Source organism: Acanthopleuribacter pedis (assembly GCF_017377855.1).
Taxonomy (GTDB): Bacteria; Acidobacteriota; Holophagae; order Acanthopleuribacterales; family Acanthopleuribacteraceae; genus Acanthopleuribacter; species Acanthopleuribacter pedis.
Map to the genome: position 1 here is coordinate 1 of NZ_JAFREP010000017.1, position 12,770 is coordinate 12,770.

Below are 12,770 nucleotides of genomic sequence, written 5' to 3' on the forward strand. Positions count from 1 at the left end.
CGGTGACAGGTACGCGCAATTTGGCTTTGCGGTGACAGGTACGCGCAATTTGGCTTTGCGGTGACAGGTACGCGCAATTTGGCTTTGCGGTGACGGTTTTGCGGTGACAGGTACGCGCAATTTGGCTTTGCGGTGACAGGTACGCGCAATTTGGCTTTGCGGTGACGGTTTTGCGGTGACAGGTACGCGCAATTTGGCTTTGCGGTGACGGCTTTGCGGTGACAGGTACGCGCAAGAGTCTGTATTTGTGATGGTTGTGGATAAACGCAAGGCATTGGTTCTTTTATTTCTTAGGATGTGAGGATATTTAGAGGATGGGCGATTGAGACCGCCTGCTAGGTGGTCTCAATCGCCTTGGATGAAAACTTTACGGGAGTCTTGCGGTGACAGGCACGCGCAAGAGTCTGTATTTGTGATGGTTGTTTTGCGGTGACAGAACTTTCCGGTGACAGACAGGTGTAAGGGGCCGGCTTTGTTTGGACGGAAAGGGCAAGCGCAAGTGTTTTTGGGAAAAACGAAGGAACGGCCTTATCCGCATGCGCGATCCGTCATGCGAGGGAAACACAGCACCTCGCGATCCTGAATTCATCCTGGTTGCCAAGATCTACAGGACACCAAGTCATCCTCGATCCAAATCACCCTAACCCCAATATGTCATAGACTTTCATCGGCGGTCTGGTATGATCGGCCATCGGGTGTGAAGCGTTACGCGCGTCGTTTGGATGAACGATTGCCTGCTTTTTTTCATCACAGCTTTCGGCCCGAAAGAGACGTTTGGTGCGGTTTGTTGCCCGCCACCCTCTCTCCTCCGCCAAGCACGTGCGCCGATCCCCCAAGGCGCTGATCCGCAACCTTAGACCGCCCATCCGGGCCGCTTGGGTTTTGTCTGATTGGTTCATCGCCGGTTTCATTAACAACCGCTAGACGGGGGATTTATGAAAAACGTAGCCGTTGCAGGTGCCCAGTGGGGCGATGAAGGCAAAGGAAAAGTCGTTGACATCCTTGCCCAAAAATTTGATTTCGTCATTCGATACCAAGGTGGGCACAACGCCGGCCACTCCGTGGTTTTCGGTGGCAAGCGGTACGCCCTCCACGTATTGCCCAGCGGGGTTTTTCATCCCGATACGGTGAATATTGTCGGCAACGGGGTGGTCGTTGACCCTTTTGCCCTGCTCAAAGAAATTGAGGGGATGGCACAAAAAGGCCTGACGATCAGCCCTGATCGTCTCCTGATTTCAGATCGTGCCCACATCATTCTTCCCTATCACGGCATCATCGACCGCTGGCGCGAAAGCGGCCCGGGCAAACGTCACATCGGTACCACCGGGCGTGGTATCGGGCCCGCCTATGAATGGAAAGCGAGCCGTCGCGGCCTGCGGTTCTGCGATGCACGGGATAAAGACTTGTTCCGCAACCGAATCGAAGCGGAATACAAGGCGATTTGCGCGTTGTACGGCGATTTAGACGAACTCAAAGAATGGCCCGTCAGCCGTGTGCTTGAAGAATCCATCGCGGCCGTGGATCGGCTTTTACCCCACGTGGTTGATTCCGTTTATGTCCTGGCCGAGGCGCGCCGACAAAAGAAACGCATGCTTTTTGAAGGTGCCCAAGCGACTTTGCTCGATGTTGATTTCGGAACCTATCCCTATGTAACCTCCTCCAACTCCTGCGTCTCCGGGATTACCGCCGGCGCGGGTGTGCCGCCCGCGGCCGTCGAACGCACCATCGGCATTTGTAAAGCCTATACGACCCGTGTCGGCAAAGGCCCTTTCCCTACCGAACTCCACGATGATGTCGGCGGTCAACTTCGCGACGCCGGTCACGAATACGGCACCACCACCGGCCGGCCGCGCCGCTGTGGATGGTTGGATCTGGTCGCCCTTAAGTACACCCATCTCATCAACGAATTCACGACCTTGGCTATTATGAAATTGGATGTGATGGACAAACTGGAAGAGGTCAAACTTTGTGTGGGCTATACCATCGACGGCAAAGAGACCCAGCAATTCCCGGCCGCCCTTTCCGACTTGGAACGGGTAAAACCCGTTTACAAATCCTTTCCTGGCTGGAAAACACCGCTTCACGAGGTTCGTCGCTATGACGCGCTGCCGGTTGAAGCCAAGCGCTACTTGGAAGCGATTCAGGATTACATCGGTTGCCCAATTGGTTTGGTCAGTGTCGGCCCCGACCGTGAACAAACCATCTTCCACCACGCGGATTATTTCAACTAAATCCCATTTCTCGGGTTAAAAAGAGAAGGGCTGCGCAATAACTTTGCTGCAGCCCTTCTCTTTTTTTGCCTTTTTCTCTATTTTGCAACAGAAACGTTGCAGAAATACCCTCATCCTCGCCTATGGCTCGTTTAAGGCTTGGTTCACCAAGGTATATTCCTCGTCAGCCATACAATCAACCGGATCAACACTGATTAGGGTTGGGAACCCGGTTTCGGAATCAAACTCGGCGTACACGCCGTCGGCTCGGTCTAATTCGGCTTCGATTAAGGCGAACATTTCTTCAACGGAGTGGTACCGCTTTACCGCGGAAACGGGCACGGTTTCACCCGAATCGAGATAAGTTAAGGTATCAATCAGGGACCCGCTGACGGTGATTTGGGTGAATTGAGTTACGTCTGTTGGACAAAAACACCGATACGATTGCTGGAAGCGATAGCCGTTGGCGCGACCGCCGCCGAACCAGGTGTCTCGTGCTTTTTTCAACTCAGCACGCAAGTCCGGGAAGTTGTCCATGGCTTTGGCGAGGTTGCCCACCAAAAAACTCGTGGGTGCGGCGGCGTCTTTACTTCCTTTGACCGCGGTCGCCAACACACGGCGGTCCGCCTGCACTTGAACGTAGCTGTCGGCTTGACTTTGGAACAGTTCGCCGAGGTTCAAGGTGGCTTTGCCGCCGGGAGTGAGCGCCACCCGATGGGGTTGGCCGAGGGTGCTGCCGTCAGCCGCGTGATGGCTGACCGCGGCATTGATGTCAAGACACTGTGTGTTCAGCAGAATGAGGCCGTCAAAGGTATCCTCCCAATTTGAAGGATAGACACGCCAATGGGTTGCGGTGCGAACGGTTTCAGCAACACGCAAGGCGTTTTGTGGTTGGGCGATGGGTTCGTAAACGACACCGGCAATAACCTCTTCGGCCTTATCGAGGATCAGGTAATCAACCATCACATCCTCAAACAGATCGTGACGCCATTGCTTGGCACTTGTCCCGGCGGGGACGGTCGACTCCCGTTCCGCCACGATTTGGCCTTGATGGGAAAGGGCGCGGATTCGAATGGTCTGATCCTGGTCGGTGGGGTTTTCGAGCACGAGCGCGGAACGAAAGCGGGTATCGTCCTGAGTAATATGAGGAATATAGGTGCGGCTGCTCTGGAACGGATTAAATCCGGGTGGTTGGAAGGCTACCGTTAGCAGGAAGCCGGCGAAAACAAACATGATTCATCCTCCGAAAAACGTCATGCATGGATAAGGGGGCCGGCGATGGTGTCGGCCCACGGGGTGGGTTAAAGCGAGAGCCGTGCCGGCGAATCGACGGGGGTTTAATAACTGATACCGATTATAAAGCGCTCTGTTCAATGGGCTAATTGCGTGATGCCACAAAAGGAGCTTTTTTAAAAGCCTATTTTGTCGAACCTTGGGTGGGAGAGGGTTAGAAAAAACCGACGCGGCCAAACCGCATGTGCGGAGGGTTCGGCTTGTGGTGAAGGTTGGGTTCTGTAACCGGTGCAGGGAAGCGATGAGATGGTGTTTTAACCTAAGAAGCGCTGAAGTGAGGGGTTTGGGTTAAAGATCTGGAGCAAAATGGTTTGTAAAAAGCGGAGGTGCACCCGTTGGTTGCGGTGAGCATTTTTACAGGCCGTTGCAGCCCAGAGGTTTAGCCAAAATCGCCACGAGTTAACGCGCTTCTTAGGTTTAAGCGCGTCCCTCGATCTGCTATATTGTTGCTCTGCCTTTTTGTGATTTCGTGTTGGACGCCTTCGGACGAGGCCCTGCCGCGCGCACAAACGATTATGATCGAAACCTTTTAGTTTCAGGGTTTAGGGGGACTGATTGATTCAGCTCGATGATTTGCTTCGCGAGATGGTTTCCCAAAATGCTTCCGATTTACACATCAAGCCAATGCGACCGCCTTTGTTCCGTTTGGACGGCGTGTTGCGTCCCTCCAAGCACAACCCCATGCGGCCGGAGGAAATCAAACAAACGTTGGACGGTATTTTACAGGCCCGGCACCGTCGAGAACTTGAAGAACGCCAGGCGGTTGATGTCGGTTATTCCGTAAAAGGCGTGTCTCGCTTTCGTGCCAACATTTTTATCCAGCGAGGAACCTACGGCGCCGTTTTCCGTCGTATCCCCATTGAAATTCCCAGCTTGCTCGACTGGGGTTTGCCCAGTGTCATCGAAGAGTTCACCACGCTTCACCAGGGTTTGATTTTGGTGACCGGACCCACGGGGAGTGGTAAGTCTTCCACCTTGTCCGCGATGATTCGTCTGATTAACGAAACGCGCCCGGTCCACATCTTGACGATTGAAGATCCGATTGAATTTTTGTTTCGAGACCAAATGTCGGCGATTACCCAGCGCGAAATCGGTATGGATACACCGACGTTCCAGCAAGCGCTGCGCAACGCCATGCGCCAAGACCCCGATGTCATTATGGTTGGTGAGATGCGCGACACGCCGACCATGGAAACCGCGATTACGGCGTCGGAAACCGGACACCTTGTTTTGTCGACCTTGCACACCAACAGTGCCAGCCAATCGATTGACCGCATCATGGACGCCTTTCCCTCATCCCAACAAAAACAAGTCCGCTTGCAGTTATCGCAAGTATTGCAGGCGATTATGACGCTTAAGTTGTTGCCGAAGAAAAGCGACAACGGTCGGATCGCGGCGGTAGAGATTTGCCGCAATTCGCCGGTGATATCCAAGATGATCGCGGAGAACCGCATCAGCGAAATCGACGAGGAAATGGCGAAATCAGTCAACTACTATAAGATGCAGACCATGAACCAATCGATGATTGCCTTGGTCATTAACAGCCAGATCAGTGTTGAAACGGCGATGGCGGCTTCGCCGAACCGCGAAGAATTGGATTTGGCGTTGCGCAAAATTTTCTACAGTGCCGGCGCCGAGGGAGGCAACATGGGCGAAAGTTATTCCGACTTCTCAAAGATCGAAGAATTGATGGAATCCGCGCGTCTGTACACGGAGCTGCAAGACAAGTATAAGTTTGAGGTCGATTCCCGCGAGACCCGCATTCGTGAGTTGGAGGCCGAGGTCGGCAATTCCGAGAACCGCTTGCAACAGGCCTTCCAGCAATTGGACCGCCTGCTCAAAGAAAAAGAACAATTGGCGGCGGAAAAAGAAAAAACCCGCGAGTTTTACGAAAAGAAAATGGCCAACCTGCGCAAGCAGTTCCAAGAGCGCTTGAACCAAAAACGTTGATGAGGTTGCCGAAAGGCCTCCTCGGTGGGGGGGGCCTTGTTCGGTTTTTTGATTGGGCTTAAATCGGCAAATTTTTATCAAAAAGAACAGGATGCAGGGTGACATACATTTGGCGTGCGTCCGTTCCACATGGCAACCCGCGCGGTTGCACCGCGGTATTTAGAATGAACCAATCATGCGCTGGTTCGCGTTGTTTTTTTCGCGCCAAAAGGGTGTCCGTGGACGTTCCTTTTTGGAAGCATCAAAGGCCGGAGCGGTTGCTACACGGCCTTTGCACGGGATGACGCATCGCCCGTTAGGGGTAATAGCCGGTGGGTTCGGTGAGGTACATCAGCCAGGCAAAACCGAGGCCGGCGACAAAAAGAACACCGAAATAAAGGAAAAAATGGTGGTGCCAGGGATGGACTTTGCGGTCGAAATATAAATGATGGAAACTGGTGCTTAAGATCAAGCTGGTGATCAACATATGAAGTAAGTGGCTGTTCAACGGTATCCCCCCAGAAGGTGAATGAATCTTATACCACAAGGGCCTGGTTTTGAGATAGTCCGGCAAGGCTTGGGCTTGTTACATAAAAAAGTGCTGATGGATGAGTGCGATCGCTTAAGCTAATTCCTCGCGGTTCCCAAGAGAAAAGAGCGAAACGCAACCAAAAGGTTGCGTTTGGTGGGGCAAGGTCTCAATGCTTGGATAATTCAGTGCGGCTCACGCGTTGTAACATCCGTTGAAAAGGTGCGACTTTCCGGGATTGGTTCGGATTTGCTATACTCGGTCCATCTCTTTCCCATTTGGCTTTAACCATGGACCTGTTCCGCCGACCCGGCGGTGTCTGTCTCGCGCTATGGTCTCTCGGCGACCTGCCCCGCATAGGAGCGGAATTTAATGAAAAAGATTCTCATTGTCGATGATAGTAAAACCGCGCGCATGATGCTGAAGCATTGGCTAACCGCTTTGCGCCCCGATGCCACCATTCTTGAGGCCGACGGTGCCGACCAAGCTTTGGCGCATATGAAGCAACCGGAGGGTGAATGGATGGCCTTCATCGACTACAACATGGAAGGACTCAACGGGATGGAATTGGTCGAAGCCCTGATGCCCTTCATACCGGCGACGCGGATGGCTCTGGTGACTGCTAACTTTCAGGCCGCGGTTCAGGATCGGGCCCACGGAAAGGGTATTCGCTTTATGAAGAAACCAATGAACCCGAAGAAGGTTCAAATGTTGCTGAACCAAATGGAGCAGGCCGAGGTTCAATAATGGGATGTGAAGGTTGAAACTCTCAGAAAATCATGCGGATTTACTCAAGGAAACGCTGAACCTAGGGGTGGGGGCGGCGGCGGATGCCTTGAGTGAAATTGCAGGCGGTGAAGAGATCATCCTCACGGTACCGCAACTTCAGTTGATGTCCACCGCCCAGTTGGCGCGCCAGGTGTGCGATGTGTCGGGCGAAGAGATCTGTTCGGTAACCGAAACCTTCCGCGGCCCCTTTAGCGGGAAAGCGATGATGCTGTACTCCCAGCGCGAGAGCCTGGAGTTGGTTCGCTTGATGCTGGGTGACATGATTCCCGTGGAGCAAATTCGCGAAATGGAAGGCGAAGCCTTGTGCGAGGTTGGCAACATCGTGCTCAACGCCTGTTTGGCCTCCCTTGCGGATATGATTGGCTCGGAGCTCCAAACCGATATCCCGGAACTCAAGGTGGGGCAAATCGAGCAGGTGTTGTCCCTCGAGGACGAAGAACACAGCATTTTGTACCTGCGCATGGATTTCACCATGGCGCGTCATAACCTGCAGGGTCATATTGGTTTTGTGTTTGATTTGGACTCGGTTACGGCCTTGATTGCGTGTTTGGAAAACTACCTGAAATCCATTTTTGAGATATAACCTATGTCGAATCTACCGGAACTGCTCACTATTGCGGCCCAACAAAGCAGCCATGGCCTAATTGTGTTGGATGAATCCTTATCCGTGGTTTTTTGGAACGATTGGATGGCCAAATCCAGCGGTATCGCCGCCGAGCATTGTTTGGGCAAATCTCTGAATGACATTTTCGCCGACCCCATTGCGCCGCGGCTGCTGCACGCTTTGGAAGATGCGGTGACACGGGGTCAAAGCGCGGTGCTTTCGCCGGCGTTTACCCCCAGCCCCTTGCCTTTGGCGCACCCCAGTCATCATGTACTGCGCATGAAACAAAAAGTCGCGATTACCGCCTTTCGCAGCGAAGAGGTTCACTACTGCTTGTTGGACGTGACCGATGTCAGTTTGGCCGCCAACCGCGAGATCAAGTTGCGCGAACAAACCGAACTGCTCAACCGGACCCTCAACAAACTTTCCCACATTCTGGACGGTGTGAGTGAAGCGGTGCTGAGTACCAGTGTTGACGGGTACGTGGTGCAAACCGCGAACAAGGTGGCCGAATCCATGTTCGGCATGCCGGTTCAATCGCTGGTGGGTGCCGCGCTCGGCGAGTTGGTTGCCGATCTACCAGAACACCAAGCCGCCAAAACCGTGGTCTTAGAAACCGAAACCCGTTACGGTTGCGGCGAGAATCAGAAATCGGGGTTTCTCAGCATTACCGTGAACAGCCAGGACAAGTTCGATGTGCTGACCTGGGTCATCAAAGATATCAGTGCGCTTAAAAATACCGAGCAAACCCTGATCGAAGCCCGAAAAATGGCGGAAGATGCTTCCAACCAAAAATCGCGGTTCCTGGCCAACATGAGTCACGAGATTCGCACGCCCCTGAACGGCATCCTCGGGATGAGTGATTTACTCTGGGCGACGACCCTCGACGGCGAACAGCAGGAATACACCGAGATGATCCGCAAATCGGGTGAGACGCTGCTGGCCATCATCAACGACATCCTCGACTTCTCGAAAATTGAGTCGGACAAAATCGATTTCCAAATTGTGGATTTCTCCCTGACCGATTGGCTGGAAGATGTGATCGGTCTCGTTCGTCCTCAGGCCCATTTCAAGGGTTTGGAGATTGGTTACCATCTCGATTTCCCCCGCGGTGCCCGGGTTAAAGGGGATCCCCTGCGCATTCGCCAGGTCTTGTTTAACCTGCTTTCCAACGGCATTAAGTTTACCAACCGCGGCGGTGTGTTTGTGCGGCTTAGCATTGATATCGGCCTGGATGAACGGGCCTGGATGTATGTCGAAGTCGAGGACACCGGTATCGGGATCGACAAGAGCCGTCAGGACGAATTGTTCCAGCCGTTTGTCCAAATAGACGGAAGCTCGACCCGTCGTTTTGGTGGGACCGGGCTGGGTCTGGCCATCAGCAAGCGGCTAATTGAGCTGATGGGTGGTGAAGTGGGGCTAAACAGTGCCCTGGATGAAGGTTCTCGTTTTTTCTTCAAGATCCCGGTGGAATCGCTGCAGTTTACCCAGATCGCCCGTCCACCGATTGCGACCGAGGGACTGCATGTGCTGGTGTTGTCGGGGCATCCTTTTGCCGCACGCCACCTGGAGAACATGCTGGCTGGATGGGATTTAAAGGCAACTCTGCTCAGCAGCCTCGACGCCTTGGACGCCGCCGAAAAAGGTGCGCTCCCAGACCGTTTCCAATTGGTGTTCCTGGATTGTGATGAACGCAACATCGAGGTTTTGGCAAAGCTACGTGAGCGACCCTCCTTTCAAGACACGCGTTTTGTGTTGCTCCGTCAGGTGGCTCTGGCCCAGACGGCAAGTCAGGAAGGAACGGGTGACCCCAATGTGGTGTTTGTCCACAAGCCGCTTAAAAGCAGCGTTTTGACGCCGCTGCTAACCGGGATTCAAACCCCCGCGGGTAGCAAACCGAAGCGCGCTAAATCACCCTCCGGCAGTCGTTATGTGGAGGTTCATGTCCTGGTGGTCGAGGATAATACGGTCAATCAGAAGGTGATCAGCCGCATTCTCACCAAGGCCGGCTTCCATGTTTCCATCGCGGAGAACGGAGAGGTTGCCTTGTCGATGTTGGCCGACCAAGGTTTTGATTTGGTACTCATGGATTGCCAGATGCCGATCATGGATGGTTACGAGGCCACCGAAAAAATCCGTGAAATGTTTCGCGAAAGCAGCATCCGTGTTCCGATCATTGCTTTAACCGCGAGTGCGATGGCCGGAGATCGCGAACGCTGCCTGCGTGCCGGCATGGATGACTACTTAACCAAACCGGTCAAACAAGAGGCGTTGTTTAAGATGATTAATGAATGGATTGATCCCATGTTGCGAAACGCGGACGGCGGCACCTCCGAACCGTGAAACAGGGCACATTCCTGGTGTGGATCGCGACCGATACAGTTTCCGTGGTGGCGATGGCGATGAACAGCTGAGCAGGGGTCGGCCGGGTGGCCGGTTGCTCTTGATTCCCCTGCATCCTATTTTATTCACCGATCCAAAACCCTGCTCGCGCCGGCTTTAGATTATAATGCCCGTAAAAATGGTTGCCAGGTAGGTGGGTTGCCGGCCTTTTACCTAAGAGGCGGGATAAGAGCGAGGGATTTTGGCTAAAGATCTGGAGCGAAATGGTTTGGAAAAAGCGGACCGGGGTCGCGCCCGACCGCACCCGGTGGGTGCGGTGAGCATTTTTACAGGCCGTTGTAGCCCAGAGGTTTGGCTAAAATCACCGCGGCTTATCGCGCTTCTTAGGTTTTGCATCGGCCTTCTGCTCGTGAAACATCATCCCGCCCGTTCCTGGCCCGCGAAGGAATCACCATGAAAGAGATGCTCCGAGAAATGGCCTTGGGCCGTTGCGCCGACGGCGAAGAAACGGCCGGTGTGTTTCGTGCCCTGATGGCCGGTGAATGTGAACCGATCAGCGCCGCGACCTTCCTTGCCCTACAAATTCGCAATGGTATCGACAGTGCCCAGCTTAAGGCGGCCCGTGAAACCATGATGCGTTTCGCGCGGACCATTGATATCAAAGATGGAGATGCCGTCGACAACTGCGGAACCGGCGGCGACGGCGGCGCGTCCTTCAACGTCTCGACCACCGCGTGTTTTGTGATTGCCGGCGCGGGTTCGACCGTGGCCAAACACGGCAACCGAGCCGTTTCCTCAACGTGCGGCAGCGCCGATTTGCTCGAGGCGCTGGGAATTAATTTGGCGCTTAGCCCGCAACAGGTGGCCGCCTGTATCGACGAAGTGGGTGTCGGTTTCATGTTTGCGCCCGTGTTCCACCCCGCGGTGAAACACGCGGTTCCAATCCGTCGGGCGATGGGCATTCGCACCATTTTTAACATGCTCGGCCCGCTGGCGAACCCGGCTGGGGTGAAACGCCAGCTGATCGGTGTTTTTGCCGAGGAGCTGACCGAACTGTTCGGCGAGGTGCTGGCCGGGTCCGGCGCGACCGGCTTTGTTGTTTGGGGCGAGGACGGCTCCGACGAGGTGAGCCTCACGGGGCGCACCAAGGTCACCGAAATCAAGGACGGCCGCTTTTGGTCCCGTTTGTTTGATCCACGTCGTCACGGCTTTGATTTGGTGGAGCCGCAGCAACTGGAAGGCGGCACCTTGGCAGCCAACGAGGCCGTGTTCCGCGAGGTTCTAGAAAAGAAAAAGGACGGGCCCGCGCTCGACATGGTTGTGTTGAATGCCGGCTTCGCGCTTTATACCAGTGGCCGTTTCAACGAATTGGACGATGCCTTCGAGGCAGCGCGCCAAGCGATATACAGCGGCAAGGCTTGGGAAAAAGTGGAAGCGCTGATTGCGTGGACCCAAGCTCAAGAGGTTTAGCCCGGTTTCTCGGTCGCCCGCGCTTGGTTCCGGCCGCCAACCTCATGATGTTTGATGAGACCGGCCGCTTGACAGCGCCTGGGCGGCCCCTAATAATGCAATGCTTTAACGCTTCGTTTTCGAGTTGGGATGGGTTATGGATATTCTCAGTCAGATTGTCGCCGATACGGTGGAAACCATTAAAAAACGCAAACAAACTCTGAGTTTAAACGATTTGCAGGCTCGAGCCGGCGCATCATCCCATCCGCATCACTCGCTCAAGGCCAAGGTGGCCGCCGACCCGAAGCCACACATTATCGCCGAGTTCAAACGCAAAAGCCCGTCGCGGCCCAACATCAACATGAACGCTGATCCCGTGGCCGTGGCGCAAACCTACGAGGCCGGTGGCGCCTCGGCGATGTCGGTCCTAACCGAACCTGATTATTTCGCGGGGGCCCCGGAAGATTTACAGGCCGTTCGCCGCGCCGTCGCCATGCCGTTGCTGCGCAAGGATTTTGTGGTGGACCCTTACCAGTTGTTCGAGGCCAAGGCCTGGGGCGCCGATTTGGTGTTGCTGATTGCCCGCATTTTGGAACCCGCCCAGTTGGCCGAACTCAACGCCGCCGCCCAAGAACTCGGCTTGGAAACGCTGTGCGAGGTGCATAACCGTGAGGAACTGGCCGTGGTTGGTACCACGCCCGTCGATTTCCTCGGCGTTAACTGCCGCGATTTGAAAAAGTTCTCGACCAACCTCGACCAGCTGATCGACATCGTCGACGACCTGCCGGACCATGCCGTGTGGGTCGCCGAGAGCGGCATTGGCGGGCGCGAGGATGTCGCCCGTCTGGAAGCGGTGGGGTATCGCGCATTTTTGGTGGGCGAACATCTGATGCGCAACACCGACCCCGGCGCCGAAATCGGGAACCTACGCGGCAACCCCGCCTAAAGCAAATAAAGGAAGGACCATGACCCGCGGATCACACTTGCCACAAACAGCACGAACCCAAATCAAAATCTGTGGTCTGACCCGCGGGGAAGATGTCCACGCGGCCGTAGAAGCCGGTGCGGATCTGTTGGGTTTTATCCATGTGCCTAAAAGCAAGCGGTTTGTGGACGTCGACCAAATCGAATGCTTGCTTCAGTTGGTTCCCGATCATGTGGCAAGCGTGGTGGTGGTGCAAAACGCGGCCGAGGAAACCCTGGACATGTTGCGGGACCGCTTGCGTTTTAAGTGGATCCAATTTCACGGAGACGAGGATGTGGATGTGGTGCGGCGTTATCGCGGCTACAAAGCACAGGCGATTTACCTCGACCGTGACTTGGATGAGCCACTCGCCAAACTCGACCCGGGTGCCCCCTTTAACCTGTTGGACAGCGCCGTGGCCGGCGCAAGCGGCGGTACCGGTTTGACGTTTAACTGGTCCTTGCTGGCCGAATGGCCCGGGAACTTGATGGTTGCGGGCGGTTTAACCCCGGACAATGTCGGCGAGCTGATTCGTTCCTATGCACCCTGGGGCGTGGATGTCGCAGGCGGTGTTGAAGCCGCGCCCGGCGTCAAAGATCCTCAAAAAATACAAGCCTTTATCCAAGCCGTGCGCGACGCCGAAGTCGCGTGCGATTGACC

10 protein-coding genes are annotated in these 12,770 nt (G+C 54.8%); 8 read left to right on the forward strand and 2 right to left on the reverse strand.

The features are described from left to right. Positions 1-935 precede the first annotated feature (935 nt). Entirely contained in the window at positions 936-2,231 is a 1,296-nt protein-coding gene (locus J3U88_RS17935; protein WP_243436016.1) for an adenylosuccinate synthase, read from the forward strand. 120 nt (positions 2,232-2,351) lie between these two features. On the opposite strand, the gene J3U88_RS17940 is transcribed toward J3U88_RS17935, so the two are convergent. Beyond that, complete coding sequence (locus J3U88_RS17940; RefSeq protein WP_207860312.1) at positions 2,352-3,443, reverse strand: DUF6174 domain-containing protein; 1,092 nt, start codon at positions 3,441-3,443, stop codon at positions 2,352-2,354. Between the two features lie 615 nt (positions 3,444-4,058). Here J3U88_RS17940 and J3U88_RS17945 point away from each other — a divergent pair. Continuing rightward, on the forward strand, positions 4,059-5,453 hold the full coding sequence (locus J3U88_RS17945; RefSeq protein WP_207860313.1) for a PilT/PilU family type 4a pilus ATPase: 1,395 nt from the start codon (positions 4,059-4,061) through the stop codon (positions 5,451-5,453). Positions 5,454-5,748: 295 nt separating this feature from the next. On the opposite strand, the gene J3U88_RS17950 is transcribed toward J3U88_RS17945, so the two are convergent. Further along, positions 5,749-5,940 carry a hypothetical protein gene (locus J3U88_RS17950; protein ID WP_207860314.1) on the reverse strand — a complete coding sequence of 64 codons (192 nt, stop codon included), beginning with the start codon at positions 5,938-5,940 and terminating at the stop codon, positions 5,749-5,751. A 393-nt stretch (positions 5,941-6,333) separates the two neighbouring features. On the opposite strand from J3U88_RS17950, the gene J3U88_RS17955 reads away from it, so the two are divergent. From J3U88_RS17955 to J3U88_RS17980, 6 genes are all read left to right on the forward strand, one after another. Continuing rightward, entirely contained in the window at positions 6,334-6,708 is a 375-nt protein-coding gene (locus tag J3U88_RS17955; protein ID WP_207860315.1) for a response regulator transcription factor, read from the forward strand. Positions 6,709-6,721: 13 nt separating this feature from the next. Then, positions 6,722-7,333, forward strand: coding sequence for a hypothetical protein (locus J3U88_RS17960; RefSeq protein ID WP_207860316.1), 612 nt, complete (start codon positions 6,722-6,724; stop codon positions 7,331-7,333). Positions 7,334-7,336: 3 nt separating this feature from the next. Beyond that, entirely contained in the window at positions 7,337-9,697 is a 2,361-nt protein-coding gene (locus J3U88_RS17965; protein WP_207860317.1) for a response regulator, read from the forward strand. A 453-nt stretch (positions 9,698-10,150) separates the two neighbouring features. Next, positions 10,151-11,167, forward strand: a complete 1,017-nt coding sequence (gene trpD / locus J3U88_RS17970) for an anthranilate phosphoribosyltransferase (protein WP_207860318.1) — start codon at positions 10,151-10,153, stop codon at positions 11,165-11,167. Positions 11,168-11,303: 136 nt separating this feature from the next. Further along, a complete protein-coding gene (trpC, locus tag J3U88_RS17975; protein WP_207860319.1) occupies positions 11,304-12,092 on the forward strand; it encodes an indole-3-glycerol phosphate synthase TrpC in 789 nt (262 codons plus the stop codon). A gap of 19 nt (positions 12,093-12,111) precedes the next feature. After that, positions 12,112-12,768 carry a phosphoribosylanthranilate isomerase gene (locus J3U88_RS17980; protein WP_207860320.1) on the forward strand — a complete coding sequence of 219 codons (657 nt, stop codon included), beginning with the start codon at positions 12,112-12,114 and terminating at the stop codon, positions 12,766-12,768. The last annotated feature ends 2 nt before the right edge of the window (positions 12,769-12,770 follow it).

What these genes read in the sequence shown, in the direction of transcription:
- J3U88_RS17940 (WP_207860312.1), bottom strand. Translation starts at nt 3,443, where the DNA reads ATGTTTGTTTTCGCCGGCTTCCTGCTAACGGTAGCCTTCCAACCACCC.
- trpD (WP_207860318.1), top strand. Translation starts at nt 10,151, where the DNA reads ATGAAAGAGATGCTCCGAGAAATGGCCTTGGGCCGTTGCGCCGACGGC.
- J3U88_RS17935 (WP_243436016.1), top strand. Translation starts at nt 936, where the DNA reads ATGAAAAACGTAGCCGTTGCAGGTGCCCAGTGGGGCGATGAAGGCAAA.
- trpC (WP_207860319.1), top strand. Translation starts at nt 11,304, where the DNA reads ATGGATATTCTCAGTCAGATTGTCGCCGATACGGTGGAAACCATTAAA.
- J3U88_RS17980 (WP_207860320.1), top strand. Translation starts at nt 12,112, where the DNA reads ATGACCCGCGGATCACACTTGCCACAAACAGCACGAACCCAAATCAAA.
- J3U88_RS17955 (WP_207860315.1), top strand. Translation starts at nt 6,334, where the DNA reads ATGAAAAAGATTCTCATTGTCGATGATAGTAAAACCGCGCGCATGATG.
- J3U88_RS17965 (WP_207860317.1), top strand. Translation starts at nt 7,337, where the DNA reads ATGTCGAATCTACCGGAACTGCTCACTATTGCGGCCCAACAAAGCAGC.